General features: G+C 61.2%; 26 protein-coding genes and 2 pseudogenes. 10 read left to right on the forward strand and 18 right to left on the reverse strand.

The genetic code is table 11. From position 1 onward, the window contains the following. Positions 1-167 precede the first annotated feature (167 nt). Positions 168-1304 (forward strand): ROK family transcriptional regulator, encoded by a 1137-nt coding sequence (locus KQ933_RS28780; RefSeq protein WP_216759395.1) that lies wholly within the window; start codon positions 168-170, stop codon positions 1302-1304. Positions 1305-1319: 15 nt separating this feature from the next. Here KQ933_RS28780 and KQ933_RS28785 read toward each other — a convergent pair whose 3' ends face one another. Further along, positions 1320-2366, reverse strand: coding sequence for a Gfo/Idh/MocA family protein (locus tag KQ933_RS28785; protein ID WP_216759396.1), 1047 nt, complete (start codon positions 2364-2366; stop codon positions 1320-1322). Between the two features lie 276 nt (positions 2367-2642). Between KQ933_RS28785 and KQ933_RS28790 the strand changes: the two genes are divergently transcribed. The 6 genes from KQ933_RS28790 (at position 2643) to KQ933_RS28815 (ending at position 9042) form a co-directional block, all read left to right on the forward strand. Further along, complete coding sequence (locus KQ933_RS28790) at positions 2643-3941, forward strand: ABC transporter substrate-binding protein (protein ID WP_216759397.1); 1299 nt, start codon at positions 2643-2645, stop codon at positions 3939-3941. Between the two features lie 84 nt (positions 3942-4025). Further along, positions 4026-4955 (forward strand): carbohydrate ABC transporter permease, encoded by a 930-nt coding sequence (locus KQ933_RS28795; RefSeq protein ID WP_216759398.1) that lies wholly within the window; start codon positions 4026-4028, stop codon positions 4953-4955. After that, positions 4952-5794 (forward strand): carbohydrate ABC transporter permease, encoded by an 843-nt coding sequence (locus KQ933_RS28800; RefSeq protein WP_216759399.1) that lies wholly within the window; start codon positions 4952-4954, stop codon positions 5792-5794. The genes KQ933_RS28795 and KQ933_RS28800 overlap by 4 nt, the downstream gene beginning before the upstream one ends. A gap of 40 nt (positions 5795-5834) precedes the next feature. After that, positions 5835-7073 (forward strand): ROK family transcriptional regulator, encoded by a 1239-nt coding sequence (locus KQ933_RS28805; RefSeq protein ID WP_216759400.1) that lies wholly within the window; start codon positions 5835-5837, stop codon positions 7071-7073. A gap of 31 nt (positions 7074-7104) precedes the next feature. Further along, entirely contained in the window at positions 7105-7959 is an 855-nt protein-coding gene (locus KQ933_RS28810; protein ID WP_216759401.1) for a sugar phosphate isomerase/epimerase, read from the forward strand. A 21-nt stretch (positions 7960-7980) separates the two neighbouring features. Beyond that, entirely contained in the window at positions 7981-9042 is a 1062-nt protein-coding gene (locus tag KQ933_RS28815; RefSeq protein WP_216759402.1) for an ABC transporter ATP-binding protein, read from the forward strand. Between the two features lie 303 nt (positions 9043-9345). Here the strand turns inward: KQ933_RS28815 and KQ933_RS28820 are convergent, their stop codons facing one another. The 3 genes and pseudogenes from KQ933_RS28820 to KQ933_RS28825 all read right to left on the reverse strand — a co-directional run bounded on the left by KQ933_RS28820 (position 9346) and on the right by KQ933_RS28825 (position 11844). Continuing rightward, entirely contained in the window at positions 9346-9669 is a 324-nt protein-coding gene (locus KQ933_RS28820; protein WP_216759403.1) for a hypothetical protein, read from the reverse strand. 216 nt (positions 9670-9885) lie between these two features. Further along, a pseudogene (locus tag KQ933_RS33860) lies at positions 9886-9987 on the reverse strand (LysR family transcriptional regulator); the annotation flags it as partial. Positions 9988-9993: 6 nt separating this feature from the next. Continuing rightward, positions 9994-11844 (reverse strand): ABC transporter transmembrane domain-containing protein, encoded by a 1851-nt coding sequence (locus KQ933_RS28825; RefSeq protein ID WP_216760855.1) that lies wholly within the window; start codon positions 11842-11844, stop codon positions 9994-9996. A gap of 264 nt (positions 11845-12108) precedes the next feature. Between KQ933_RS28825 and KQ933_RS28830 the strand changes: the two genes are divergently transcribed. Genes KQ933_RS28830 through KQ933_RS28840 form a run of 3 tightly spaced genes read left to right on the forward strand, consistent with a single transcriptional unit; the run spans position 12109 to position 13594 of the window. Next, positions 12109-12873: a heme ABC transporter permease gene (locus KQ933_RS28830; protein ID WP_216759404.1), complete on the forward strand. Its 765-nt coding sequence runs from the start codon at positions 12109-12111 to the stop codon at positions 12871-12873. 1 nt (position 12874) lies between these two features. Then, positions 12875-13030, forward strand: a complete 156-nt coding sequence (locus KQ933_RS28835; protein ID WP_216759405.1) for a heme exporter protein CcmD — start codon at positions 12875-12877, stop codon at positions 13028-13030. Then, the gene (locus tag KQ933_RS28840; RefSeq protein WP_216759406.1) at positions 13031-13594 is read left to right on the forward strand and encodes a DsbE family thiol:disulfide interchange protein; all 564 of its coding nucleotides are present in this window, start codon (positions 13031-13033) and stop codon (positions 13592-13594) included. It abuts the gene before it with no gap. Positions 13595-13650: 56 nt separating this feature from the next. On the opposite strand, the gene KQ933_RS28845 is transcribed toward KQ933_RS28840, so the two are convergent. The 14 genes and pseudogenes from KQ933_RS28845 to ccoO all read right to left on the reverse strand — a co-directional run bounded on the left by KQ933_RS28845 (position 13651) and on the right by ccoO (position 26413). Next, on the reverse strand, positions 13651-14343 hold the full coding sequence (locus tag KQ933_RS28845; protein WP_216759407.1) for a CBS domain-containing protein: 693 nt from the start codon (positions 14341-14343) through the stop codon (positions 13651-13653). Positions 14344-14418: 75 nt separating this feature from the next. Then, on the reverse strand, positions 14419-14886 hold the full coding sequence (locus KQ933_RS28850; RefSeq protein ID WP_216760857.1) for a cytochrome c-type biogenesis protein: 468 nt from the start codon (positions 14884-14886) through the stop codon (positions 14419-14421). After that, positions 14883-16861: pseudogene (locus KQ933_RS28855) on the reverse strand (heme lyase CcmF/NrfE family subunit). The gene KQ933_RS28850 and the pseudogene KQ933_RS28855 overlap by 4 nt, the downstream one beginning before the upstream one ends. After that, positions 16858-17400 (reverse strand): cytochrome c maturation protein CcmE, encoded by a 543-nt coding sequence (gene ccmE, locus KQ933_RS28860; protein ID WP_216759408.1) that lies wholly within the window; start codon positions 17398-17400, stop codon positions 16858-16860. The pseudogene KQ933_RS28855 and the gene ccmE overlap by 4 nt, the downstream one beginning before the upstream one ends. Then, positions 17397-18554: a c-type cytochrome biogenesis protein CcmI gene (gene ccmI / locus KQ933_RS28865; protein WP_216759409.1), complete on the reverse strand. Its 1158-nt coding sequence runs from the start codon at positions 18552-18554 to the stop codon at positions 17397-17399. The genes ccmE and ccmI overlap by 4 nt, the downstream gene beginning before the upstream one ends. A gap of 63 nt (positions 18555-18617) precedes the next feature. Beyond that, positions 18618-19355, reverse strand: coding sequence for a response regulator (locus tag KQ933_RS28870; RefSeq protein ID WP_216759410.1), 738 nt, complete (start codon positions 19353-19355; stop codon positions 18618-18620). A 350-nt stretch (positions 19356-19705) separates the two neighbouring features. Continuing rightward, positions 19706-19864 (reverse strand): cbb3-type cytochrome oxidase assembly protein CcoS, encoded by a 159-nt coding sequence (gene ccoS / locus KQ933_RS28875; RefSeq protein WP_007823792.1) that lies wholly within the window; start codon positions 19862-19864, stop codon positions 19706-19708. Continuing rightward, on the reverse strand, positions 19861-22143 hold the full coding sequence (locus KQ933_RS28880) for a cation-translocating P-type ATPase (protein WP_216759411.1): 2283 nt from the start codon (positions 22141-22143) through the stop codon (positions 19861-19863). Before KQ933_RS28880 ends, ccoS begins: the two co-directional genes overlap by 4 nt. Further along, a complete protein-coding gene (locus KQ933_RS28885; RefSeq protein WP_216759412.1) occupies positions 22140-22625 on the reverse strand; it encodes a FixH family protein in 486 nt (161 codons plus the stop codon). Before KQ933_RS28885 ends, KQ933_RS28880 begins: the two co-directional genes overlap by 4 nt. Continuing rightward, positions 22622-24190 carry a cytochrome c oxidase accessory protein CcoG gene (gene ccoG, locus KQ933_RS28890; RefSeq protein ID WP_216759413.1) on the reverse strand — a complete coding sequence of 523 codons (1569 nt, stop codon included), beginning with the start codon at positions 24188-24190 and terminating at the stop codon, positions 22622-22624. The genes KQ933_RS28885 and ccoG overlap by 4 nt, the downstream gene beginning before the upstream one ends. Positions 24191-24454: 264 nt before the next feature. Continuing rightward, positions 24455-24640 (reverse strand): hypothetical protein, encoded by a 186-nt coding sequence (locus KQ933_RS33600; RefSeq protein ID WP_253958359.1) that lies wholly within the window; start codon positions 24638-24640, stop codon positions 24455-24457. A gap of 12 nt (positions 24641-24652) precedes the next feature. Next, on the reverse strand, positions 24653-25516 hold the full coding sequence (gene ccoP, locus KQ933_RS28895) for a cytochrome-c oxidase, cbb3-type subunit III (protein ID WP_216759414.1): 864 nt from the start codon (positions 25514-25516) through the stop codon (positions 24653-24655). 1 nt (position 25517) lies between these two features. Further along, positions 25518-25670, reverse strand: coding sequence for a cbb3-type cytochrome c oxidase subunit 3 (locus KQ933_RS28900; protein WP_216759415.1), 153 nt, complete (start codon positions 25668-25670; stop codon positions 25518-25520). 8 nt (positions 25671-25678) lie between these two features. Beyond that, positions 25679-26413 (reverse strand): cytochrome-c oxidase, cbb3-type subunit II, encoded by a 735-nt coding sequence (gene ccoO, locus KQ933_RS28905; protein WP_216759416.1) that lies wholly within the window; start codon positions 26411-26413, stop codon positions 25679-25681. Positions 26414-26419 lie beyond the last annotated feature (6 nt).

Consider the following 26419-nt stretch of genomic DNA (forward strand, 5'->3'; position numbering starts at 1 on the left):
TCTGGTCGCGCGAATAGGCCGCAGGCGCCGCGTCCCGTCTCCTCCAACCGAGGCGCGTGGCCGCTCTTAGATTAAGTAACTTTGTTTTCACGTCAAGCGCCCAAGAAATAAGTTGCGGGAGTTTTGGCTGTGATACACAAGCATTCAGGTGCTTAGGGAAGACGGTCATGCGGTATCTTCGATCCGGGCCGCGGCGACGTCAGGCAGAGGAAACGGCCGTTACGCGGAATAAGACAATCGGTCTGCGATCGGGAGAAATCGCCGACAGGAATATCCGCGTCATCCTGGAGGCGATCCGCCGGCACGGTCCCTTGACCCGCATGGAACTCGGCCAGCATTCCGGTCTTACCGGGCCTGGAATCACCAACATTCTGCGCCGTCTCAGCGACGGAGGGTTGGTGACGTCGCATCGCCGCACTGGCGCAGGTAGCGGCGCAACCGCTACCGAATTCGCCTTGCGGCCCGATGGCGCGTTTTCGATCGGCGTCAGGGTTCGCCAAGACAGGGGCGAGGCCGTCCTGATCGATCTCAGTGGTCAGGTCCATGACCGCGAATATTTTCCCCTCACCCCGACAACGCGCGTGCCGTCAATCCTTTCGGTGACCAAGAACATCATCGGGCGGCATGCCGACCTGCCGATCATCGGCCTGGGAATCGGGTCAAACGACTGGAGCGCAGAAGAAAGCGATGAACTCGACGCAACGTCGACGCTTCTCCGCAGCCACGTCGAGAACGAATGCACCGCAAGCCTGCTCGCTGAGCGCACCATCGGCGCGCCTGCCCCGGAAGGCGGACTGGCGATGATCATCATTGACCAGGATGTGCAAGCTGGCTTCCTTGTCCGCGGCATTCCGTATTCCGGCGTGCATGGACGCGCAGGCAGCATCGGCGACATGCTGACCGGCCCCGACAACGTCAGGCTGAACACCGTGGTCGGCTTCGGCGCCCTGCATGCGCTGGTCGGCGATGAGGAATTCAAACGGCTCATTGCGGGCGAGGAGCCGTCGTCCCCTCAATTGACGCAGTGGATCCGTGATGCCGCAAGTCACCTGCTCGACCCGATCATCGCGATGGCCGGCTTCATTGCGCCAGGTGTCATCATGATCGGCGGCGACCTACCGCGAAGCGTTATCGAAGCGCTGATCCACCAGCTTTCCGTCGAACGCCGCGACACATCCAAACGACCATTTCTGACGCCGTGGATTTCGCCGATGAAACCGGCAAGCTTCAGCGGCGGCGGCGTCGCGCTGGGGGCGGCATTGCTGCCCTTCCTCAACACCCTGCTGCCGCCGGTTTCCGCCTGACCCCGGCTTAGCGGATCAGGCAAGCGCCTCGTCTGTGTGGCTGGCATCCGAGGCAAGCGCCTTGTCGAGCACTTTCTGGATATTCGCCGCCCTGCGGAACGAAGGTTCCTGCGTTCTGCCTGCCCTGACGGCCTGCACGAAGCGCTGATAGTTCGTTTCGACCGGATCGAAGGGGATGTCGCGCCATGTTGCGGTGTGAACATCTTCGCCGAGGCAGGCGCGAAGCGTCGACTTCCCGGTGTCGTAGATCATCTCGATCGAACCGGTCTCGCCATAGACCCTGAGACGCAGCTGATCCATCTGGCCGGCGGCCGTTCGCGTCGCCTGGATGGTGCCGATCGCGCCGTTTGTGAAATCGACATTCATCGTGAAGCTGTCATTCGCATCGAGATCATATTCGCCGATCTTGTCTCCCGGAGCCTTGTTGAAGGTTTTCAGCCGCGCGAAGACGTGGGCGACATCGAGCCCCGAACCATAGGACGCAAAATCGACGATATGGATGCCGATATCGCCGAGCGCGCCGTTCGAGCCGTGTTTCTTGCTGAGGCGCCACAGCCATTTGCTCTCGCTCTTCCAGTCGCCCCAATGACGCCCCACAAGCCAGCTCTGCAGGTGCGATGCCTCGACATGTCGCACCTCGCCGATCTCGCCGGCAAGGACCATTTGCCGGCCCTTCTGCAGCGCGGGCGAATTGCGATAGGTGAAGTTGACCATGCCGACCTTGCCCGCTTTTTCGATGGCATCGGTCATTTCCATTGCCTTGACGGCATCCGTCGCCAGCGGCTTTTCGCAAAAGACATGCTTGCCCGCCGCAATCGCCTGAAGCGTCGTCGGGTGGTGAATGCGGTCGGGAGTGACATTGGCAACGGCATCGAACTCGCCCCAGACCAGCGCCTCCTCCAGAGTGCCGAAATGGTTGGGAATGCCGTGCTCCGAGCAAAAGGCCGCCAGCCGTTCGGGAACGACATCGACCCCGCCCACCACGCTGACGCCTTCGATCGCCTTGAAATTTGCAGCATGCTGGTTGGCCATACCGCCAGTGCCGAGAATGAGTAAGCGCATCGGATCCTCCATAGATGTCAGGTTCGGCCATCTCACGTATCCGAGGCAAAACCTCTCCACGCCATCGCGGATGCCCGGAGTGGTTGGATTTTTTGTGATCTGGACGTGCGGCGGCGGTCCGCTAACTTGTGTTGAATGTCGCCGGCATCTCAATCCTCCCAAGCTGCGGCTTGACATCAAATCAAAGTAACTTAATCTAATTAATGCAGCATGGAAATGAGGAGAGGTCAATCGACCACCAGGCTGTATCCGTTGAAAATGGGGAGGAGACCCATCATGAAGAGAGCGTTCGTCAGCGCATTAGCGCTGAGCACAATGTTATTTTCAGTGCCTGCCGCATTTGCCCAGGAGCTGGCGACAAAGGACAGGATCGGCGCTGCAGATGCGCCCAAAACCCTTGTGGTTCGGCTCACGAACGACAGTCCGAACAATTCCGACCCCAACATCGCAGAGGGTTACCAGAAGCTCTTTGTCGACTTCATAAAAAAACACCCGGACTGGAAATTGCAGATGCAGTTCATGTCCTCCGACATCGGCACGGAACAGGCCAAGATGCTGGAGCAGGCCAAGGCCGGCAATGCGCCGGATTGTGCCGCCGTCGACTCCTTCGTGCTCTCGCAGTTCATGGTCAATAAAGTGCTGGCGGATTTCACGCCCTATTTCTCCAAGGAAGAAGTCGACGATCTCTTCCCCTTCATCCGCAGCGGCATCACCGACAAGGACCAGACGATCCGCGCCTGGTGGTGGGATACGGACCTTCGCGTCCTCTACCGCAACAAGTCTGTTGTAGCCGACGCGCCGCAGACCTGGGACGATCTGAAGAAGGCCGCTATAGCCTCCACCAAGGAAGGCATGGAAGGCGTCCTCTTCAACGGCGGGCGCTGGGAAGGCACCACCTTCGACTGGCTGGCGAACTATTGGGCGCTCGGCGGCAAGCTCGTCGACGATTCCGGCAAGCCGGTCTTCGGCGAGGGCGAAAACAAGGAGAAATTCCTAAAAGCGCTGAACTACTTCAAGGATCTCGTCGATTCCGGTGCGGCTCCCAAGCGCGTCACCACCATCGCCAATTACGATGACATGAACGCGGCGGCAGCAGCGGCGACGACGGCGCTCTTCATCGGCGGCAACTGGCAATATGCGCAGCTGAAGGCGACCCTCGACGAAGAGGAATTCAAGAACTGGACCTTCTCGCCGATCCCCGGCCCGACCGCCGATCAGCGTTCCACAGGCACCGGCGGATGGACGATCGCGTCCTTCAGCAAGGACAAGGACAAGGTGGAAATGTGCGCCAATCTTGCCCGCGACGTCTATATGGGTCCGGCAAACGCGCTGCAGCAGCAGCTGCCGACCCGCAAGTCGCTCTTCGACAAGTATGAGGTCTTCTCGACGGAAGCCAACAAGACCTTCGCCAATGCGCTGGTCGACGGCCAGGCGCGTCCCGGCGTGCCGATCTATCCGGAGATCTCGAACCAGATCCAGATCATGATGGGCGACGTGCTCTCGGGAACGAAGAAACCGGAAGAAGCCCTGGATGCCGCTTTCAGCGCGGCGATGGAGGCTTACAAGCGTCTCTGATCCCGGGCGTTTTCAACGCTTCCGACCGCGGCGGCGCCTGGTCCCAGGCGCCGCCGACAGTGCCAAACCCGGACAGAGAAGCCAATGAGCCCTATTGCCATCGAGGCTGACAGCCCGCCTCAAAGCAGAACGTTCATGCGTCGGTTCGCCGGTGCGCCCCTGCCCTGGATCATGCCCGTGATCGTCGTCATCGGCATATTCTACCTGTATCCCGTCATCGACGTTTTCCGGCTTTCCTTCACCAATGCGACGCTAATCGGCGAAAACCAGGACTATACGCTGGGGTCGATCGCCAATGCGCTCGGCTCGCCGCAACTGCCCGACATTCTCTGGGCGACGCTGATCTTCGTCGGCGGCAGCGTCATCGGCCAGCAGATTCTCGGTCTTGCGGTCGCTGTCACTGTCATCCGCGGCGAAAAGCGCGGCCTCTTCGGCACCACGATCCTGAGGACGACGGCGCTCGTCGCCTGGGTCGTGCCAGGCATTGCCGGCGGCATCATCTGGCAGATGCTGTTTTCCGAAGCGCCTTATGGCGCGCTGAACAGCATTTTGAGGCTCATGCACATGCCGACTGTTGCCTGGCTTTCGGACCCAGCTATGGCGCCCTGGTCGACGCTGATCTCGAACATCTGGCGCGGTACGGCCTTTTCCATGGTCGTCATGTATGCGGCGCTGAAATCGATCGATCCCTCGCTCTACGAAGCGGCCGAGGTCGACGGCGCCAGCGCCTCGCAGCAGTTCTTTTTCGTGACGCTTCCGCAGCTGCGCGCCGCCATCCTCGTCAACATGATCCTGATCACCATCCAGACGGTCAACACCTTCGACGCGATCATCACTCTGACCGGCGGCGGACCGGGGCGCGCGACCGAGGTGATCTCACTCTACGTCTTCAATATCGTGTTCCGAAACTACGATCTCTCCGGCGGCAGCGTGCTGTCGGTGCTGATGCTGATCATCAGCCTGGGGCTCGCCTTCGTCTACGCATCGTTCCTGCCGAAGGAGGAAGAGCAATGAGCGGACGCACCGGAACACGGCTCGGCGATGCCATGAGCTATCTCTTCATGCTGGTGATGTTTATCTTCTTTGCCGGCCCCCTCACCTATCTCCTGTCGATGGCGCTGCGTGACAAGCGTGAGGTCTATCGCGGCGCGGCGCGTTATATTCCCGACAATCCCACTATCCAGAATTTCATCACCGTTCTCAACAACAGCTATTTTCCGATCTATCTCTGGAACGGCCTCAAGCTTGCGGCACTCAGCGGGCTCGGCGTGCTGATTGTCGCCTTGCCCGCCGCTTACGCTTTCTCTCGCTTCCAGTTCCGCGGCAAGGGCCTCTCGATGATGGGGCTGCTGCTTTTCCAGATGATTTCGCCGCTCGTCATCATGGTGCCGCTCTACCGCTACATGAACCGCCTCGGCCTGCTGGACACGCATTTCGCCGTCGTCATGGTCTATATCGCACTCGGCGTTCCCCTGGCGACCTGGCTGTTGAAGAGCACCGTCGACGGCATTCCGCGCAGCCTCGACGAAGCCGCCATGATCGACGGCTGCAACCGCTTCTCGGTCTTCTGGCGCATCATCCTGCCCTTGTCGGCGCCGGGCATCGCCTCGGTCTTCATCATCACCGTCATTGCCGGCTGGTCGCAATTTCTGGTGCCTTTCCTGCTGCTGACCAAAAATGACCTGATGCCGATCGGCGTCGGAATCTTTAACTTCCGCGGCATGCAGACCGACTCGTCCATCCAGCTGCTTGCGGCCGCCTGCCTGATTTCCGTCGTGCCGGCGATCGTGGCGTTCCTGTCGCTCCAGCGGCTGATCCTCGGCGCCATGACCAGTGGCGCGGTGAAAGGGTAAGGTCGGTTTGCGTGTCCGTGGCAGATAGAGGATCCCGACCATGAACCAGATGACCGGCGCCAGATTGTCTCCTGATCTGACGGGGGCCAATGTCGAGGATGCAGGCGAGCATAACAGAGCCGTCGTGCTGCGTTGTGTCCATCGGCAGGCGCCGATTTCGCGTGCCGAAATCGCCAGACAGACCGGCTTCACCAAGCCGGCGATCGCCCGGATCGTCGATCGTCTGCTGGACGAAGGCCTGATCATCGAGGCGCGCCGGCGGCACGGGCTGAGGGGGCAGCCGGCCATCGAGCTTGAGATCAACCCCGACGCGTTTTTCGCGATCGGCATCAATATCGATCGCGATCATCTGACGATCGTCGCCGTCGATGCCGTCGGCAACGTGCGTGCCCGCGTGCACCACGAAAAGCGCTACGTCCGTCCGGCCGAATTCATGCAGCTGACGGCCGATGCCATATCGCATTTTCAGCGAAGCCGGCTGATCGATGATGCGCATCTGGCCGGCATCGGGCTTGCGATGCCGGATTGGCTTGGCGAGATTCCTTTCCTCGGCATGCCTGACGACTATTCCGAATGGACGGAATTCGATGTGCGCGCAGCACTCGAAAACCTGACGCAGCATCCGGTCTTCATTGAAAATGAGACCAATGCCGCAGCGCTTGCCGAGCTTGACTATGGCCTCGGCGCGGAAAGCCGCAGCTTCTTTTATATCGCCATCAATGCCTGTCTGGGCGGTGGCCTGGTGCTCGACGGCAATGGACATCGCGGCGCCATGGCGCTGAGCGGCGAAATCGGCTGGCTGCCGATCGCCGACAACCGGGACAAGACCGCCCCCAAGGTCGATCTTCTTGGCGAGATGGTGACGATATTTTTCCTCTACAAGTTCCTTGCAGAGCACGGCGTCGATGCGAGCGTGCCGCAGGACCTCCTGACGCTCGACGCCCGCGGCAAAGCCCTTGTGTCAAAGTGGCTGAAGGAAATGAGCGCTCCCCTTGCCGTTGCGGTCAAGCATATCGGCATGATCGTCGATCCCGACGCCATCATCATCGGCGGCCGACTGCCGATCCGTATGATCGACGAGTTGCTGCGCTACGTTCACGAACATCTGACGGCCGGAGACAACACTCTGCCTTCGCTGCATCGTGCTTCGATCGGCGAGGACGCTTCAGCACTCGGTGCTGCGGCGATGCCAATGGCGGCGTCCCTGATGCTGGCATCCGCCGACGCCGTGCAACGCACCCGCTCGCCTCTCAAATTCATGGATCGCTTGAACAATTAAAACAGCCGGCAGGACCGCTGGGAGGATATTGATGAGAATTGGTTTTTATACATCGACATTCAACGACCGGCCGCTTGAGGAGGTGGTGGATTTCGCTGCCTCTGCCGGTTTCGATGCGATCGAAATCGATGTCGGCGGCCATATCAAGACGCCGGACAGGGTGCGGGCTGCTGTGGCACTTGCCCGCGACCATAACCTCTTCGTTTCCTCGATCACCTACTTCGGCAACCAGCTTGATGCCAATAGCGGCAAGCGCGGCGAGCTTCGCACCCGCACGGAAGAATTTGCCGAGGCGATCGGCGAAGCGGGCGTGCCGATCTTCGTGATCTTTCCCGGACGTGATGATAGTGCCGACGACGAAGCCAATTACGATGATTTTGCCGAATTCGCCAATCGGCTGATCAGCAGGACGACGTCAAGCGGCCTCGTCTTCGCGATCGAAAACTGGCCGGGGCCCCAGGACAACTTCATCGGAACCACGCCGAAGGGCTGGCAGGAACTCTTCAGGCGGATTCCCGACCGGCGCTTCGGTCTTGAATTCGACCCGTCGCACCTCATCCGCATCGGCGTAGACCCCTATGTCGCGATGGACGCGGTCAAGGATCGCATTGCCATTCTCCATGCCAAGGATACTGCAATCGATGCGGTCGTGCAGCAGGCAGTCGGCTATCACGGCAAGGGCTGGTGGCAGTATAAGCTGCCGGGCCAGGGCCTTCTCGACTGGCAGCGTTTCCTGCGCCAGGCGCGGACCAACGGCTTCGACGGCACACTTTCGATCGAGCACGAGGACCCCGCCTACGGATGGCCGGGCAAGGATCTCGAGGCCAGAAAGGAGGGCGAACGCCTCGGCCTCGCTTACCTGAGAAACGTCTTGAACACGCTTTGAGCGCGACCCGGGAGGACAAAAATGGCTCATGTTAGAGTGAACAATGCACGCAAGGACTATGGCGCTTTCAAAGCCATCAAAGGCGTATCGGTCGATATCCGCGACGGCGAGTTCGTGGTCCTCGTCGGTCCCTCGGGCTGCGGCAAATCCACCCTTCTCAGAATGATCGCCGGACTGGAAGGCATCAGCTCGGGCGAGATCCAGATCGGCAAGCATATCGTCAATGAGCTGGCGCCAAAGGATCGCGACATCGCCATGGTGTTCCAGAACTACGCCCTTTATCCGCATATGACGGTCGCCAAGAATATGGGCTTCTCGTTGCGGCTGAAGCGCATGCCGAAGACGGAGATCGATCAACGTGTCGGCAATGCCGCCAAGATCCTCGGCCTGGAGGCGCTTCTCGAACGCTATCCGAAGCAACTGTCAGGCGGCCAGCGACAGCGTGTTGCGATGGGTCGCGCCATCGTTCGGGATCCTGCCGTCTTCCTCTTCGACGAACCCCTGTCGAACCTCGACGCCAAGCTGCGCGTCCAGATGCGATCCGAAATCAAGGAACTGCATCAGCGGCTGAAGACCACGACGATCTATGTCACGCACGATCAGATCGAGGCGATGACGATGGCGGACAAGATCGTCGTGATGAAGGACGGCGTGATCGAACAGTCGGGCTCGCCGCTCGAACTCTACGACCGCCCGAACAACCTCTTCGTCGCCGGCTTCATCGGCTCTCCGGCCATGAACTTCATCAAGGGGAACATGACGAATGAAGGTTTCCGGACGGCAGACGGGTTTATCCTGCCGAGCGAGCGGCACCCTTCCGGCGCCGTCACCTACGGCATTCGCCCCGAGCATATCACGCTCGACCCCAACGGCATCGAGGTGACAACAGCCGTCGTCGAGCCGACAGGATCCGAGACATTGGTGATTGCGCGTCTTGGCACGCAAACGATCAGCTGCGTCTTTCGGGAGCGGATCAGGGCGGCCCCTGGCGATGTGCTGCGGATCGCTCCGCTCCATGATGCCGTTCACCTGTTTGACGAAGGTGAGCAGCGCATCACTGCTGGCGAACCGGTGCTGAACTAGTTACGCGTGACGGGCATCGGTGACCCGCTCGACCTCGTCTGCCTCCACGACGTCATTGGGGATCAATGAGGGCGGCAAGCCGGGCTTCGATCAACCCTGCTTGCCGGGCCAAATCGGCCCCGAAAATATCGACCAGTTGTGACGGTGGCCGATGGATCGGCCGCACCGTCAGCGCCAGACTATCGATGAACTTTGCAACATGAAATCGGTCGCAGGTCCTACCGCAGAAGCGGCATGACCCCTTAAAATTCAAAGAGAATCATAAACGCAAGAAAGTCTCGGCACCAGTAATCGAAGCCTACGTTAAAGGTCGAGCAGCAAATCGCCAACACGTTCGTGACCGTGGTTGCCGACTTCGAGTTGCTCCATGCGCGCAACCTCCTTGCGCTTCCTGGAACCTGTTTTTCTGCCTTTCGAAGGTGGCTCCCCTGACAACTGCAGGAGTTCAGCGGCAGGCCCTGCAGATCCCGATATCGCCTTGGCAGTCTGCCCTTCCATCTTGTCGGTTTCATTCTCGGCGGCACCGGTTGAAGTGTCCGATAGCCCTATGCCGGGTCGCATGTTGGCGCTCGACTTTTTGATTGCTGAGGCAGCGTCCGGCTGCATCTTCGGCGCGAAACGTATCATGAATGCTCGCCTTCCCATTTGTTCGCCTTATGTTCTCATCGAGAAGCGCGATTCTGTCAACCTAGCTCGGAGTCGAACAGCCGGAACCAATAACCTCTGTGCGATGTTCTGAACTCGGCATCGGCTTGCCGTTGTGAGACTCGCGCATTACGTGTGCCGCCCCTCGCCTTACTCGGCAGAACTCTGGTGGATCTCGCTTAGGAGAAAATCGGCCGGCTTCTCAGCTCGCAGATCTTCGATATCGATCTCGGTCTTCAAGGAAAGCGAGCTGTCTCTGGGGACGGCGAGTAGATAAGGCTCCTGGGCGATCGACTGGAACAACGCTCACGCCGCGTCATCCTTGAGCGTCGCTGCTTCCGAGAGGTCGAACTGCAGTTCAGCAAGCTTGGAATATGCGCCGCCCTTGCGGATCAACGTGGCGTGCGTCCCCTCCTCGATCACGCGGCCGCCGTCGATCACCAGAATTCGATCCGCCTTGAGCACCGTGGCAAGCCGATGCGCAATCACGATCGTCGTGCGGTTGCACATCAATTCGTCGAGCCCCCTCTGCACGAGCATTTCGTTTTCCGCGTCGAGAGATGCCGTGGCCTCGTCCAGCAGAAGGATCGGTGCGTTCTTCAGGACAGCACGGGCGATGGCAAGTCTTTGCCGCTGGCCGCCAGACAGGGTGAGCCCACGCTCGCCGACCACGGTGCGATAGCTCTCCGACAGTTCGGAAATGAACCCGTGCGCCCTCGCCGTCGTGGCCGCCGCCGCGATCTCGTCCTGCGAGGCATCGGGTCGTCCGAGACTGATATTTTCTGCGATACTCGCCGCGAAGATGGTCAAGTCCTGCGGCACGATGGCAATCTCCCCTCGAACTGCAGCGGTGGGGATCGTGCGCACATCGCAGCCATCGAGCGAAATGTCGCCGGAATAATCCTTGTAGAAACCGAGCAGGAGCGAAAAGATCGTGCTCTTGCCCGAGCCGGAAGCACCCACAAGCGCGACTGTCTCGCCGGGCCGCACGCTCATCGACAGGCCCGTGAGAACTTGCCTGTCCAGAGCGCCCGGATAGCCGAAATGCAGGTTCCGGATTTCGATCGCGCCTTTTGCGGGCTGGTCGAGCGAAGCACCCGATGCCGGCTCGCTCTCGCCGGCATCTTCATCGAGCAGTTCGAAAAGGCGTTCGGCTGAGCCTGCCGCTTGCGCCAGTTCGCCCCAGACCTCCGAGAGCGAGCCCAGCGACCCTGCCGCAATGACGGAATAGAGCAGGAACTGGCTCAGACTCCCCGCCGACAGCGTCCCGGAAAGCAGGTTATGCGCGCCGATCCAGAGAACCCCGACGACGCTTCCGAAAATCAGGGCAATGGCAACGGCGGTCAAGAGCGCACGCGAGCGGGCGGCAAAGACGGCGCTGCGATAGGACGCCTCGACATCACGAGCATATCTTTCGCTCGCCGCTGCCTCCCCGTTGAAGGCCTGCACCGTCCGGCTTCCGGCGATCATTTCGCTGGCGAAAGCGGATGCGGTCGCAAGAGCGTCCTGTGCTGCCCGCGATTTTCTGCGGACCGAGCGACCGAAAAGGACGAGCGGCGCGATCACGAGCGGAATGGCACCCAATGTGATGGCGGAAAGTCCAGGGCTGGTGACGAACATCATCACCAGCGCGCCCAGGCACAGCAGCGAATTGCGCAGGGCCACCGATGCGGCGAGGTTCAATGCGGACTTGATCTGTGCGGCATCCGCGGACAGTCGCGATGCGATGTCGCCGGATCTGTTGGCGTCAAAAAAGCTTGCCGGCAGCCGCGTCACATTTCGGAAGGTCTTCACACGCAGATCGCTGACGATGCGCTCGCCAAGCGTCGTGACGAAATAATAGCGGCAGGCGCTTGCTATGGCGAGCGCGATAGCAAGCGCAAGAAGCATCAGGAAATAGCTATTGATGAAGCCACCGTCGGACTGTCCAAAACCATGATCGATCATCCGGCGGACCGCCATCGGCAGCGCAAGCGAGATCAGCGCAGCGGCCGCGAGCGAGATCACTGCCAAGAGCACCAAGCCCCGGTGAGGCCGCAGCAGGGGCAGCAACCGGACGAGGCCGGAGACATCAGGCTTCTTTTTCCGCGGCTGCGGTGTGGAGCCCGCAGTCACGTCGGCGGGCGGAGCGGCGGATCGGTCGTGTGCGGCAATCATCAAGGTGAGGGTCTCCTGGACTGGAATGTCTCCCTTTTGGCATTTGCGCGGCAATCGTCTTTGACCGCGATCAATTATCAGCCGTTCCGCCGAAGCGTGCCGCGTCAGAAGGCCTCGAAAATATGTCGCGCTGAGCCTGCTGCCCCGCGGCCGAGGCTCAGACTGTGATAGCAGGAAAGCGAAATGAGAGACGCACGCCCGCATGAATGGTCGCAGTTTGATCCCGGTCAATTAATCTGACGGCATTGGGCGCTAGAGCGGGGCATGACCTATGTCGAACGCGTCAAAGACGACATCGCCAAGCTTGCGCAGCCCGCCAGATTCCTGGAACTGGCCAATCGGGTCCTGCCTGGACTCTCGATCGTCACTGCCCTCTGTTTTGCTATTGGACTTTATCTGAGTTTTGTTTCCGATGGCGATTATCAGCAGGGTGAGACTGTCAGGATCATGTATGTCCATGTCCCGGCAGCATGGATGGCAATGCTCTGTTATACGGTGATGACCGCAAACGCCGTTGGCTCTCTGGTCTGGCGCCACCCGCTTGCCGATGTCGCCGCGCGCGCTGCTGCGCCAATCGGCGCTGCCTTTACCTTCGTGGCGCTCGTCACCGGCGCATTCTGGGGCAAGCCGATGTGGGGAACCTGGTGGGTGTGGGACGCGCGCCTGACCTCGATGTTCGTGCTTTTCCTGATGTATCTCGGCCTACTGGCGATCAACCGCGCGATCGACGAACCAACGCGCGCCGCCCGTGTCACGGCGGTTCTCATTGTCGTGGGCTTCGTCAACATTCCGATCATCAAGTTCTCGGTCGACTGGTGGAACACCCTGCATCAGCCGGCAAGCGTGCTCAGGCTGAATGGGCCCGTTCTGGACGTCGAATTTTTTCGCCCGCTCCTGACCATGGGGCTGGCCTTCACGACACTCTTCTTCACCCTCCACGTGGCTTCCATCAGGAACGAGATCTGGCGGCGGAGACTCATGTCGCATCATCGCTTGGCCGCACGGGCCGCAATGCAAAGGGAGAATTGAAATGCCCCATCAGGACTATGTGCTGGCAGCCCATACGGTCGCATTCGCCGTCATCATCGCCATGAGCGCGATGACCTGGTTTCGCGGCCGCACCTATCGCCGGCAGGTCGAGGTGGTGGCGAAGACCAGGCATCGCGCGCGTCACGAGGTCCGCTAGGTGCGCCGCTATCTTCTGGCCGCCGTGCCGCTGCTCGTCTTTGTGGCAGTTGCCGGAGCTGCCGGGCGCATGCTTTATCGGGAGGCGGCGGAAGGATATTCGCCCTCCGCCCTGCCCTCCGCACTCATCGGTCACGCACATCCGGCAATCGATCTGCCGCCGCTTGCCGGTCTGCAGTCTCCCGGACTTCAGGATAGTGGGCTCTCCGGCCAGGTCGCGATCGTCAACGTGTTCGCGTCCTGGTGTATTCCCTGCCGGCAGGAACATAGCGCGCTCATGCGGCTGTCGAAGGACCCGCGGATCAAGCTGATAGGCATCAATTACAAGGATGACAGCAGCAACGCTCTCGCCTTCTTGCGCGACAACGGAAACCCCTATGCTGCCGTCGGCGTGGATCCGACCGGCAGGGAGGCGATCGATTGGGGCGTCTACGGCGTACCGGAAACCTTCGTCATCGGCCGCAATGGCCGCATCCTCTTCAAGCAGGTCGGCCCTCTCGACGAAAAGACCCTGTCGACCGACCTTGGTCCCGCTCTCGACAGGGCATTGGCTACCGGCAGCTGACCGGTAGCCCGCATCTCCAGCTGGCCCGCATCTACAGCTGGCTTGACGACTTGAGCTCAAGCCGGTTGCGACCGCTTTTCCGGATCCGAATCCGCGACAAGCTGCAACCGATCAAGACAACCTCCTGACCCGAGATTTTCGACGAGCGCCAGCACGGCACGGCGTTGCAGTTCAGTTTCCACATTCCCGTCGAGCGTGATCTGCCCATTGCGAACAGAAACGCGGATCTTCTGTGGCGTCAGCCCGAGATCGTATTTGAGGCGTGTTTGAACCGCGAGCAGGATCGCGTCATCCTCGCGCGGCAACCTGAGCGTCGGCGCATCGGTTATTAGAGCGAGGATATCGCGCCGGCTGACGATCCCGACGAGCCGTCCGTCGTCGACGATCGGAATGCGCTTGATACGATGGACCTCAAGGCTTTCCGCGATGTCGGAGACCTCGCTGTCAGGGCTGGCGACGATGACGTCGCGTGACATGATATCTCTGACGGACCAGCCATTGCCGCGGATGTAGCGGTCCAGATCGACATCGGAGGTGACTTCCGCGTTGCGCGTAGCGCGCGGGGCAAGCCGTATCTCGCGACGCAGCAGCAGGTCGCCCTCGGTCAAGATCCCGCAGATCCTCCCTTCGTCATCAACCACGGGCAGCCCGCTAATGTTGTTTTGCATCATCACCGCGATGGCGTGGCGAACCCCCGCCTCGGGGCTGATCGAAACCACATTGCTCGTCATAATGTCCTTGGCCTGCATGCTCGCACCTTCCTTTTCGGAAACATCTGGTGCGGTAAGAGTAAGACGGCGCTGGCGGATCGACCTTGACCTCCATCAAAGTCGCGGTGTCGGATCGAGCAACTCGGCGAGCTTCTCCTGCTCTTCGTCCGTGAGCTTGCTGCCGGTGGGTTTGCCGGCTCGCTTGCGGGCAAAGACGACGAGCGAGGCCCCACCGGCGAGGATCAGCAGCACGGGAGCACCCCAGAGCAGCAGCGTGCGCACACTGAAGCGCGGCTTCAGCAGCACGAACTCCCCATAGCGCGAGACGATATAGTTCAGCACCTCGTCGTCGCTGTCGCCATCGGTGATGCGCTCGCGCACCAAGAGGCGCAGATCCTTGGCGAGATCGGCATTGGAATCGTCGATCGACTGGTTCTGGCAGACCATGCAGCGCAGTTCGGCGGACAGTGTTCGCGCCCGGGCTTCGAGGGCGGGGTCGGCGAGCATCTCGTCGGGATTGACGGCAAAGGCCGGGGCGGCCGCCAACATCAGGGTCAGAGCAAACAGGAGACGCTTGATCATTCCGCCGGCTCCATGACCGGTGCTGCCGGCTTAGTTGCCTTGGCCTTCGCCTTACGGCTCGGGGCACCGACACGCAGCCGCCTGCCGCCATGATCAGCGCCCCGCCCCAGATGCACAGAATGAACGGCTTCCACCAGATGCGCACGACAATGCCGCCGTCCTTCGTCGCGTCGCCGAGAGAGACATAGAGCTGGCTGAGACCGAAGGTCAGGATGCCCGCCTCCGTCGTCGGCATCTGCCTTGCGGTATAGAGCCGCTTGGCCGACCAGACATCGGCGATCTCGGCGCCGTCGCGGCGGATCGAGAAGTGGCCGCGGTCCTCGGTATAGTTCGGGCCGGTGGCCGGCTGCATGCCGTCGAAGACAACGCCGTAGCCGCCCGCCTCCGTCGCCTGGCCCGGCTTCATCTCGACCACATGTTCGCTTTGGAAGGTGGTGACCGCGACGATGCCAAGCACGGTGACACCAAGGCCGGCATGGGCAAGCGCGGTGCCGAAGGCCGAGCGCGGCAGGCCGGTCAGCCGGCGCCAGGCGATCTCCGCCTTCACCTTGCCGATGCCGGCGCGATACCAGAGGTCGGCCACCGCGCCCAGGATCAGGAACAGGCCGGCGGCAAGGCCGAGCACCGCCATGACCGGGCCGCCATGTTCGAGATAGAAGAAGACGAGCGCGGCGGCGAGCGCGAGTGCGGCCACGACATAGAGCCGCTGCAGGGCGCCGAGCAGATCGCCGCGCTTCCAGGAAAGCAGCGGTCCGAAGGGCACGACGATCAGAAGCGGCGCCATCAAGAGGCCGAAGGTCAGGTTGAAGAAGGGTGCGCCGACGGAGATCTTGTCGCCGGTCAGCGTCTCCAGCACCAGCGGATAGAGCGTGCCGGTCAGAACCGTGCCGCAGGCAACCGTCAGGATCAGGTTGTTGACGACGAGCGCCCCCTCGCGCGAGATCGGCGCAAACAGCCCGCCGGCCGACAGCAGCGGCGCGCGGAAGGCAAACAGTGACAGCGCCCCGCCGATGAAGATCAACAGGATGCAGAGGATGAAGACGCCCCTGCTCGGGTCGCTGGCAAAGGCATGCACCGAGGTCAGCACACCGGAGCGCACCAGGAAGGTACCCATCAGCGACAGCGAGAAGGTGAGGATGGCGAGCAGCACCGTCCAGATCTTCAAGGCCTCGCGCTTTTCCATGACGAGGGCGGAATGTAAGAGTGCGGTGCCGGCAAGCCAGGGCATGAAGGAGGCATTCTCCACCGGATCCCAGAACCACCAGCCGCCCCAGCCGAGTTCGTAATAGGCCCAGTAGGAGCCCATGGCGATGCCAAGCGTCAGGAAGGTCCAAGCCGCCAGCGTCCAGGGCCGCACCCAGCGCGCCCAGGCGGCATCGATACGGCCGTCCAAGAGGGCGGCGACGGCAAACGAGAAGCAGACGGAGAAGCCGACATAACCGAGGTAGAGCAGCGGCGGATGGATGGCGAGCCCGATATCCTGCAGCACCGGGTTCAGGTCGCGGCCCTCGGCAGGGGCCGGATCGAGGCGGACGAAGGGATTGGAGGTCAAGAGGATGAAGAGGATGAAGGCGACCGAGATCCAGGCCTGGACCGAGAGAACGTTGGCCTTCAGCGTATCGGGCAGATTGCGGCCGAAGATCGCCACCAGCGCACTGAACAGCGACAGGATCAAGAGCCAGAGCATCATCGATCCCTCGTGATTGCCCCAGACGCCGGAATATTTGTAGATCAGCGGCACCAGCGAATGCGAGTTCTCCCAGACGTTCTCAACCGAGAAGTCGGAGACGACATGGGCATAGGTCAAGACGCCGAAGGAGAAGGCGACGAGGGCAAAGAGCAGGACGGAGCCCAAGGGCGCGACATCCATCATCGCCTGATCGCCGCGCCTGGCACCGATGACCGGCACGAGCGACAGGACGATGGCGGTTGCGAGCGCCAGCACCAGCGCATAGTGACCGATCTCGATGATCATGGCGTCGCCTTCGTTTGCTGGGCCTTTGTCTGTTGCGCCTGGGCCTCCTGGCCTACCGCCGCCTTGCCCTTGGTCGTCTCGCTCTGCGGTGCGGCTCCCTTGCCCTCTTCCCACAGGCCCTGCGCCTTCAGCCTGTCGGCCACGTCCTTGGGCATGTAGGTCTCGTCATGCTTGGCAAGCACGGTATCGGCGGTGAAGACATTGCTGCCGGTCTCGAATCTGCCTTCGGTCACCACCCCCTGCCCCTCGCGAAACAGGTCCGGCAATATGCCCTGGTAGCGGACATTGACGATCTCTCCGCTCGGGTCGGTCACCGCAAAGCGCACCACCGAGCCCTCGCCGCGCACGACGCTGCCGCTGCTCACAAGCCCGCCGAGGCGGATGCGGGTGCCGGGTGCCACCGGGTTGTTGGCGAGATCGCCCGGCATGTAGAAATAGGCGACCGATTGGCTGAAGGCGAACATGACGAGCAGCACGGCGACGAGGATGAAGCTCATGCCGCCGGCAATCACTGCCAGGCGTTTCTGCTTGCGCGTCATTCAACCGATCCTTCCGTGGCCACCGAGCCTTCCGTGGCAATGCCGAATTCCCTAGCCAGCGCCAGCAATTGCCTGCCCTGATCGCCCGAGGCCGGGAAGGCGGCAAGCCCGCGCTTTACGGCATCCGCGGCACGATCCTTGTCGTTCAAGACGGCGTAAGAGCGGACGAGACGCATCCAGCCCTCGAAATTATCAGGATCGGCGGTCAGTTTGGCATCCAGGCTTTCCACCATGGCGCGGATCATCTGCTGGCGGTCACCGGTGCTCAACGTCTCAGCCGCCGCCACATCCTGCTCCGTCGGGCCGCCCGGAACTGCTTGCTCAGCAGAAGGTGCAACCGCCGTGCCGCCGTTTTTGGCGATATGTTCGTTGACCAGCGGCAGCCACGGCGCATCGGCCGGCGACTGCTTCGCCAGTGACTCGAAGGCGCCACGCGCCGCATTCGGCTGGCCGGCCTGCTCCAGGCTCAAAGCAATATAGAAACGCGCTCGCGGGTTGTTCGGTTCAAGCGTGAGGATCTGCTTGAGTTCATAGAGCACCTCTTCCGTCACTATGCCATTTGAGGTGGCCATGAGCGTTTCCGACAGCCCTTCCAGGCGGGGCACATCGGCTCCGTCCAGACGAATGGCGGTTCGATACGCCTTTGCCGCATCATCGACCCGGCCCATCCTAAGGTAAACGGGGGCAATAACGTCCCATGCCCTCCCGTCCTCGGGATGACCGGCCAGGTGATCCTCCATCTTCTTCACGAGGATTGCGAGATCCTCGCCTGGCTCCGCAAGCCTTGCCGCCAAGGGACGAGAGGGGAGATCGGGGGAACCGAGCGAGATGTAAAGAGCGATACTGAGCAAGGGCAAGAACGCGACTATCCCGTGCTTCAGCCATCTGCCGGAGCGTTGCGCGCTCTGCGTCGGACGGCGGTTGTCCACAGCCTTAAACAGACGCCGCGCCGTTTCTGCTTTAGCCAATTCGTATTCGTCCGGCGAGATACGTCCGGAGGCGATATCCTCGTCGAGTTCGAAAAGCTGGTCGCGGTAGACCTTGCCGGCATCCGCTTTGGCGCTCACCGCCTTGCGGCCCCAGATCGAAAGCGGATGAAGCAGGATGGCAGTCGCTGCGGTCGTCATCACCGCGAAAAGAACCCAGATCGTCATTGTTGCAGCCATAATGGCTCAACACATAGCCGCAGCAGCGGACCGGACATTGACGAGGATCAATTATTTCGGTGTTCGTTCCGGTCGCCCAGTGAAGACATAACCGACGCCGCGCACCGACTGGATGAGATCCGGGCTCTTTGGATCATCCTCGATCTTCTTGCGCAAACGGACGATCTGGGCGTCGATTGCGCGATCGAAGGCTTCGAGATTGCGGTTTCTCGTCAGATCCATGAGGGTGTCGCGCGAAAGAACGCGGCCGGGATTGCGCACGAACACGAGCAGCATGTCGAACTCGCCCGTTGTCAAGGCAACGTCGTCGCCCTGGGGTGAGGTCAATCGTCTCCGAGACACATCGAGGCACCAGCCTTCGAAGGCGAGCGTTTCGTCTTCTCCATTGGAGGCGCGGGTGGCGTCCGAGGACGTGCGACGTCGCAGAATTGTCCTGAGACGGGCCAGCAGCTCCCTCAGGTGAAAGGGCTTGGCGATGTAATCATCGGCGCCGATCTCAAGGCCGACGACCTTGTCCGTGACATCGTCCTGACCGGTCAGCATGAGAACCGGCACGTCGGATGTGCTTCGAAGCTCCCGAAGCAACTCGAGACCATTCTCGCCGTTCGGGAGCACCAGATCGAGAAAAATTGCCGCGTATGAGTTCTTGGCAAGTTCGGAACGCATCGCCGCGCCGTTCGCGACCGCGTTCACCTTAAATCCGTTGTCTTCGAAGTAACGCACCAGCATCTGCCTGATCCGCACGTCGTCATCGACCACCAGAATACGGTCCGGTTCCATTGTTCTCATTGAGCTCGGTTTCGACCTGCAATGAGATAGCGCAGGAATTCGGCCAGCGCCACCGCTCTCAGCGCCTTATACGATAGTTCCCAAAGAAACCTTGTGATGACTGGCTCGCCTGGCGAGCTTCACCACGATAGCGTCCGTCAGCATAGCTTCGGAAGGCCGCGTGATCGTCGCTAACAGACCTCGTGCAGCAGAATGACATTTTTGATGCTGACCGTTGAGCCCTTCGCGCAGACCCCGCACCGTGCGACGGCGGCAAGTCATCCTGCAGCATCCTCGCTCAGCCCATGAGACATGGTATGACCGTAAACGCCCTTCATTGTGGAAGAACATCTTTTTCCCGGCTGACGTGATCACGTCGCGGTCGGATCGGAATCATCGTCGGCAATCACCCGCCAGGAAGCGCCCTCCAGATCATCATACTGACCGCTTTTCAGGGACCAGAGGAATGCCGCCAGCCCGAGGCCGCCCATGAAAAGCGCGATCGGGATCAGATAGATGAGCATGTTCATGCGGCTTCGACCTCCTGATTGCGGATCGGTCTCTGCGAAGCCGTCAGGAGAGTCCTTCGCGCTGTAAAGGCGTTCAGACGCAGGGCGTTGGTGACGACGATGATCGAAGAGGTCGACATCGCCACGGCGGCGATCAGCGGGGTCGCAAGGCCGGCGATCGCTATCGGCACGGCAAGGATGTTGTAGCCGATCGCCAGCGCGAAATTCTGCCGGATGAGAGCAGCCGAGCGCCGGGCGATCTGGATTGCGTCGGGTACTGCATCGAGCCTCTCGTTGAAGAAGACGAGGTCGGCCGCCTGGCGCCCGATGTCGGAAGCGCTGGATGGCGCCATCGAGACATGGGCTGCGGCCAGCGCAGGGGCATCATTGATGCCGTCGCCGACCATCAGAACGCGGCGCCCCTCTTCCTGCAAAGCTTCGCAGGCTTCCACCTTCTGTTTCGGGGTCAGTGCGCCAAGGGCGCGATCGACGCCGAGGCTGCGTGCCGTACTGTCGACGACAGATTGGCGATCCCCCGAAAAAATCAGCGTCTGGAGACCGGCCGACTCCAGATCGGCGACCGCTTCGCCAGCTCCCGGACGAAGCGTATCATCGAAGAAGAAGCGTGCCAGCGCCACTCCGTTTGCCGAAAGCACGACTTCGGAAAGCGGACTGTCTGATGTCGCGGTCTCGGCCTTGCCGCAGGCGAAGGATGCGTTTCCGAGCCTGTAGACGAGATCCCCACGCGCGGCTTCAAGACCGCCGCCAGCGACCTCCACCACACGCTCGAATTGCTCGGCTAGATCAGCATGGCGGGCAAGCGACTGCGAGAGCGGATGCCTGGAATGCTGTGCAAGTGCCGCGGCGATCGCAATGCTCCCGATATTGTCGGCCTCGGTCCGTACGAGCCTCGGTTGTCCAAGCGTCAGCGTCCCCGTCTTGTCGAAGGCGACGGCATCGATCTCGGCAAGCCGCTCGAGCGCGGAACCGTCCTTGACCATGACGCCCCTGCGAAAGAGCTCGCCGGCTGCCACGACCTGTACGACCGGAACGGCGAGCCCAAGAGCGCATGGGCAAGTAATGATGAGCACGGCAACGCCGACGAGCATCGCTTGCTTCCAGTCTCCGCCGATGATCCCCCAAGCCAGAAACGACACCAGCGCAAGCAGGTGCACGGCGGGCGAATAGAGTGCCGCAGCCCTGTCGGCGATCCGCCGGTAGCGCGCCCGTCCGCCTTCGGCGGCCTCCATGAGGCCGATGATCTCGGCAAGCAGAGAGTTGCGCGCGAGCTTGGTTGCGCGCACGGTGAGCGAGCCTGTCAGGTTCATTGCCCCGGAATGGATTTCCGTGCCGGGATTGACGGCGACCGGACGGCTCTCACCGGTCACGATCGACAGGTCGAGATCGCTCTCGCCGCTGGCGACGATACCGTCGACGGGAATGCGGTCGCCGGCCGCCACAGCAATCTCGTCCCCGACGACAATTTCCTCTATTGCCACGTAACGTCTCGATCCGTCGGCCGCTACCACCAGCGCTCCTCGCGGGGCAAGCCGCGCCAGCCCGTTGATCGCTGCGCGCGCCTTCTCACGCATGATGTGGTCGAGGGTGCGGCCGATCAGCAGGAAGAACAGCAGCGATACGGTCGCGTCGAACCAGGCGTGCTCGCCGTGATGCATCGTCTCCCAGAGCGAAACGGCATAAGAGAGCGTCACAGCAAGTGAGATCGGCACATCCATGTTCGTGCGTCCGCTTTTCAACGCGTTCCAGGCCGACCGAAAGAAGAACCGGCCCGAATAGATAAGCGCAGGCGCGGCGATCATTGCCGAGATCCAATGGAACATGTCACGCGTCGCGGCATCCGCACCGGACCAGACGGATACCGACAGCAGCATGATGTTTGCAGCGGCAAAACCCGCAACCCCGACCGCAAGGAGAAGCTGGTTTTTTGTCTTGTCGTTTTCCGGTGCAAGCGGCGCGAAGAGATGAACCCTGTATCCGGTCGCGCTGATTGCGGTGGTAATGCCCGTAGGATCAACCGCTTTGTTGTCCATCTCCTCGGCATAGACGCAGCTCACGCGCCTGGAGGTGAGGTTCACTCTGGCCTTTCGCACGTAGGGCAAAGCCGACAAGGCCCGCTCAATGGTCGATATGCAGGCGCCGCAATGGACGTCAGGCACGCTGAGATCGAGCTGACGAAGGCCACCGCCGAGCGCGTGGCTGGCAAGGCCGACCTCCTCGGCGCTGAAGGAGGTCGTACTCATTGCCAGCACGCCGTCCGCATTCATGGTGCAGCAGGTCATTGGCCAAACTCCGCAGTGTCGATGCGCACGGCCTCGTGCATGACGATTTCGCCGCTGCGGCGAGAGGTCACCTCGACGATCCAGTCCCCTGCCGCGATCGCGTGATCCGCCTCGAACCGGCCTTCAGAGAGTTTGGTCAGGGCAACGCGAAAATCCTCGTGATCGCCGACCGGCCGTTTGAAATTGGCCACGATGTCGTCGACAGCGGCCGGCGAACCGTCTCTGTTGGTGATATCGTAGTGGATTTCATCGCTCTTCAGCGAGAGCTTGCCGGTGATCCCGGAGGCAGCCATCGCCTTCATGGCGGCGGCCTTCTCATTGAATTCCTGGCTGGCGACATAGGTGTTTTCGACCACGAGCCCGCTCCAGCTCGACGAAGCGTACCAGGCCATCGTAAAGTTGACGGCAATAATGACGCCGAAAAAGGCACACGTCGCCAGCAGCATATGCGTGCCGGTGAATCCTTGCGTACGGGTGCTCATCTGACATCTCCTGGGGCGTTGAATGCAGCTCGATAGGTCGCGCGATCGGCATGGTCGGCATCTTCGATCGAAAAGAGGAACTCGTTGACGGCATCGCCCGTCGGCTTGCGGGTGACGAATACCTTGAGGGTCGTGGCAGCGTCAGGCGCGGCGTCGATCATAAACCGACGTCCTTCCTCCTTGCCGAGTTCAGGAATCCGCATCGTCGCGCCGTCGATGCCCGACAGGGTCAGTTCGATCGTGCGCGGTTTGGGAACCATGTTGAGGACGCGCAGCGTGTATCCGTTGCGGATCGATCCGTCGCTTTCCAGCACATATTGCGGATTGCGGTCATGAATGACATTGAGCTCCAGCCGTTCGCGGATCGACAAGTGCACGAGCATGGCAATGCCGATGCAGGTCCAGATAGTTGCATAGAAGACGAGGCGCGGCCGGAAGATGATGCGCCAGTCGAAATGCCGAATGCCGTCGATAAAGGAACCGTCCGGATTTCTGACGCGTGCCGGCTGGACGGATGTCCTACCCCCGTCCGTGGCGATGTTCATATTGCTCGCATATTCGCTGAGCGTCGCATAGGCGATAAGGCCGCGCGGCTTGCCGATCTTGTCCATGACGTTGTCGCACGCATCGATGCAGAGCGCGCAGGTGATGCACTCCAACTGCTGGCCATCGCGGATATCGATGCCCATCGGACAGACCGCAACGCAGGCATTGCAGTCGACACAGTCGCCAACGGCCTGTCCCTCCGCCTGCGTCTTCTTGGCATGGCGCGAGCGCTGTTCTCCGCGCCAGTCATTATAGGTCACGACCAGCGAGTTCTCGTCGAGCATGGCGCCCTGGATGCGCGGCCAGGGGCACATATAGGTGCAGACCTGTTCGCGCAGGAGCCCGCCGAAAACGTAGGTGGTCGCTGTCAGAATAGCCACTGTGGCATAAGCGACAGCCGGAGCCTGGCCGGTGAAGAGCCCTTTGATGAGGGTCGGCGCATCGGCGAAATAGAACACCCAGGCACCGCCGGTGAAGACGCCGATAATAAGCCAGATCGCATGCTTGAGCAGGCGCTTGCGGAGCTTGTCGAACGTCCACGGTCCGGCGTCGAGCTTCATTCTCGCATTGCGATCGCCTTCGATGGCACGCTCGACGACGAGAAAGAGATCGACCCAGACCGTCTGTGGACAGGCATAACCGCACCATGCGCGGCCAACGGCCGAGGTGACCAGAAACAGCCCGAAGCCCGCCATGACCAGCAATCCGGCAACATAGTAGAATTCCTGCGGCCAGATCTCGATGAAGAAGAAGAAGAAACGACGCGACGACAGGTCGATCAGGATCGCCTGGTCGGGCGCATAGGGTCCGCGATCCCAGCGGATCCAGGGTGCAAGATAGTAAATCGCCAGCGTGATCAGCATCACGATCCATTTGAAGCGTCGGAAACGTCCTTCGGCCCGTTTGGGGAAGACCTTCTTGCGCGCTGCATAAAGCGGCTGACGGTTGCGGCGGGCGTTGACCGGTTCCGCGTTGACGCGTTCCACTGATTCGGGATCGGGTGCTGTGTAGAGGTTCATGGGCCTGTTCCGGTTTGTGACTGCCCTTCTCCTCCGTTTCCGACACGCGATCCTTGATTCATGTCAAGAACGTGGGTCCGCGGGGAGAAGGCCTTGCCCGGGCAGGAGATGCAGCCCTGAAGGAGCCGGGCAACCGATAGGCATAGGCAATTGCGTTCAGTCGCTCTTTGCGTTTGAGCAAGGAGAAAAGGCCGCGCCCGGGAGAGGGGGGCACGGCCGAGAGGACAACGGGGAGAAGCCGCTGGGACGTCCTCGTTTACAGATCTAGCGGCTCGTCGGGTTGTGATCTTTGAGGCAGATCAAGCTTACGATCGAACTGCCGATCCTTGCGGGATCTTCCTGCTCACAGGCCGGTGGGACGGCCCTTGCCCGTATCGATACACGCGAGTGGATCACCGCGCGTGGCGTGCCGTAAAGCTCAAGGAGGGCATTATGGTCATGGTTCGTCATCGTGCCCACCCCTCATTTGCCGCCGCCAAGCGCATGGACGAAGACGGTGAGCTCCTTGACGGTGGTGTCTCCGAGGCGCACGGACCAGGCCGGCATGACACCATGCTTCGGAGCCGCGACCTGGCGAGCGATGGCGTCCTCGCCCCTGCCCTTAAGCCAGATGGCATCGGCAAGATCAGGCGCGCCCATATCCGGCTTGCCCTTGGCATCCTCGCCGTGACAAGCTGCACAATTGTCGATGAACAGCTGCTTGCCGGGTTCCACGAGGGCTTCGTTTGATGGCTTGTTCGTCAGGCTCCAGACATAGGCTGCGACCTGCCGTATCTGATCCTTGTCGAGCATGTCGACGAAGGCCGGCATTTCGGAGACATGCGTGTCTGTGTCACCGTCGAAGCGGATGCCGTGGGCAATCGTCGTCTGGATGGAATCAAGGTCGCCGCCCCAGAGCCAGTCGTCGTCGTTGAGGTTGGGAAAACCCGGTCCGCCACTTGCACCCGAACCGTGGCACGGAGCACAGTTGACCTTAAAGGCGGAGGCGCCGCCGGCGATCGCGAATTCGCGAAGGCCGGGATCGGCATCGATTTCCTGCACGGTCTTGGCAGCGATCATGTCGTGGAACTTCGTCTGCGACGCCTTGGCCAGGTCAAGATCCTGCTGCAGCTCGGCACGGCTGGAAAAGCCGAAATAGCCCTTCGTGGCCGATGTGATCATCGGTATGGCCGGATAGGCGATGGCATAGCCCATCGCCCACAGAATCGTCGCGTAGAAAGTCCAGACCCACCACCGGGGCATTGGATTGTTCAGTTCACGGATGCCATCCCATTCATGGCCGGTCGTCTCGACGCCGCTGATTTCATCGATGTGTTTTTCCGACATCTCAATCATCCTTCAGGGGAATGTTGGCCGCGTCCTTGGCAGCCTGCTTGCCGCCGGGACGGAGCGTAAAAATCACTGCTCCGACGAAGAAGGCCGTCATTGCCAGGAGGCCCCAGCTGTCGGCGAAGTGCCGCATTGCGGTGTAGGTTTCCATGTTTCCCCTCATCGGTAGCCGGTGGCGTCGTCATAGGTCGAGAAGTCGACGAGCGTGCCGAGCATCTGCAGATAGGCCACCAGGGCGTCCATCTCGGTGAGCTTCGAAGGATCACCGTCGAAGTCGCCAACCTTGGCCTTGGGATAGCGCGCGAGAAGCGCGGTCGTATCGGCATTCGGGTCGGCCTGCACCTTCATGTCCGCCTCGGCATTGGCGATCATGTCGTCGCTGTAGGGCACGCCGACATCCACATTTGCTTTAAGGTCCATGCCGACATCCTTGACGGTGACCTCGCGCGCGCTAAGGAAGGCATAGCTCGGCATGATCGATTCCGGCACGACGGCCCGCGGGTTCGACAGGTGCTGGACATGCCACTCGTTGGAATAGCGGCCGCCCACGCGTGCCAGATCCGGACCGGTGCGTTTGGAACCCCATTGGAAGGGATGGTCGTACATGGATTCGGCAGCCAGCGAGTAGTGGCCGTAGCGCTCCACCTCGTCGCGGAACGGCCTGATCATCTGGCTGTGGCAGAGATAGCAGCCCTCGCGGATGTAGACGTTGCGGCCTGCCAGCTCGAGCGGCGTATAGGGACGCATTCCCTCCACCTTCTCGATCGTGTTCTGAAGATAGAACAGCGGCGCGATCTCGACGATACCGCCGATGCTGACCACGAGTAGCGAGCCAACCAGAAGAAGGGTCGCGTTTTTCTCGAGGATCTGATGTTTGTCCAGGATTGATGCCATGTGTCA

This window comes from Rhizobium sp. WYJ-E13 (assembly GCF_018987265.1).
GTDB lineage: Bacteria > Pseudomonadota > Alphaproteobacteria > Rhizobiales > Rhizobiaceae > Rhizobium.

Excerpts from the sequence above, each read along its gene's own strand:
- ccmI (WP_216759409.1), bottom strand. The coding sequence starts at position 18,554 with ATGACGATCTGGGTTCTTTTCGCGGTGATGACGACCGCAGCGACTGCC.
- ccoP (WP_216759414.1), bottom strand. The coding sequence starts at position 25,516 with ATGTCGGAAAAACACATCGATGAAATCAGCGGCGTCGAGACGACCGGC.
- KQ933_RS28780 (WP_216759395.1), top strand. The coding sequence starts at position 168 with ATGCGGTATCTTCGATCCGGGCCGCGGCGACGTCAGGCAGAGGAAACG.
- KQ933_RS28880 (WP_216759411.1), bottom strand. The coding sequence starts at position 22,143 with ATGACCTGCTGCACCATGAATGCGGACGGCGTGCTGGCAATGAGTACG.
- KQ933_RS28800 (WP_216759399.1), top strand. The coding sequence starts at position 4,952 with ATGAGCGGACGCACCGGAACACGGCTCGGCGATGCCATGAGCTATCTC.
- ccoO (WP_216759416.1), bottom strand. The coding sequence starts at position 26,413 with ATGGCATCAATCCTGGACAAACATCAGATCCTCGAGAAAAACGCGACC.
- KQ933_RS28815 (WP_216759402.1), top strand. The coding sequence starts at position 7,981 with ATGGCTCATGTTAGAGTGAACAATGCACGCAAGGACTATGGCGCTTTC.
- ccoG (WP_216759413.1), bottom strand. The coding sequence starts at position 24,190 with ATGAACCTCTACACAGCACCCGATCCCGAATCAGTGGAACGCGTCAAC.
- KQ933_RS28810 (WP_216759401.1), top strand. The coding sequence starts at position 7,105 with ATGAGAATTGGTTTTTATACATCGACATTCAACGACCGGCCGCTTGAG.
- KQ933_RS28820 (WP_216759403.1), bottom strand. The coding sequence starts at position 9,669 with ATGATACGTTTCGCGCCGAAGATGCAGCCGGACGCTGCCTCAGCAATC.
- KQ933_RS28785 (WP_216759396.1), bottom strand. The coding sequence starts at position 2,366 with ATGCGCTTACTCATTCTCGGCACTGGCGGTATGGCCAACCAGCATGCT.
- KQ933_RS28825 (WP_216760855.1), bottom strand. The coding sequence starts at position 11,844 with ATGATTGCCGCACACGACCGATCCGCCGCTCCGCCCGCCGACGTGACT.
- KQ933_RS28845 (WP_216759407.1), bottom strand. The coding sequence starts at position 14,343 with ATGCAGGCCAAGGACATTATGACGAGCAATGTGGTTTCGATCAGCCCC.
- KQ933_RS28805 (WP_216759400.1), top strand. The coding sequence starts at position 5,835 with ATGAACCAGATGACCGGCGCCAGATTGTCTCCTGATCTGACGGGGGCC.
- KQ933_RS28900 (WP_216759415.1), bottom strand. The coding sequence starts at position 25,670 with ATGGAAACCTACACCGCAATGCGGCACTTCGCCGACAGCTGGGGCCTC.
- ccmE (WP_216759408.1), bottom strand. The coding sequence starts at position 17,400 with ATGACGCGCAAGCAGAAACGCCTGGCAGTGATTGCCGGCGGCATGAGC.
- KQ933_RS33600 (WP_253958359.1), bottom strand. The coding sequence starts at position 24,640 with ATGACGAACCATGACCATAATGCCCTCCTTGAGCTTTACGGCACGCCA.
- KQ933_RS28795 (WP_216759398.1), top strand. The coding sequence starts at position 4,026 with ATGAGCCCTATTGCCATCGAGGCTGACAGCCCGCCTCAAAGCAGAACG.
- KQ933_RS28870 (WP_216759410.1), bottom strand. The coding sequence starts at position 19,355 with ATGAGAACAATGGAACCGGACCGTATTCTGGTGGTCGATGACGACGTG.
- KQ933_RS28790 (WP_216759397.1), top strand. The coding sequence starts at position 2,643 with ATGAAGAGAGCGTTCGTCAGCGCATTAGCGCTGAGCACAATGTTATTT.
- KQ933_RS28850 (WP_216760857.1), bottom strand. The coding sequence starts at position 14,886 with ATGATCAAGCGTCTCCTGTTTGCTCTGACCCTGATGTTGGCGGCCGCC.
- KQ933_RS28885 (WP_216759412.1), bottom strand. The coding sequence starts at position 22,625 with ATGAGCACCCGTACGCAAGGATTCACCGGCACGCATATGCTGCTGGCG.
- ccoS (WP_007823792.1), bottom strand. The coding sequence starts at position 19,864 with ATGAACATGCTCATCTATCTGATCCCGATCGCGCTTTTCATGGGCGGC.
- KQ933_RS28830 (WP_216759404.1), top strand. The coding sequence starts at position 12,109 with ATGACCTATGTCGAACGCGTCAAAGACGACATCGCCAAGCTTGCGCAG.
- KQ933_RS28835 (WP_216759405.1), top strand. The coding sequence starts at position 12,875 with ATGCCCCATCAGGACTATGTGCTGGCAGCCCATACGGTCGCATTCGCC.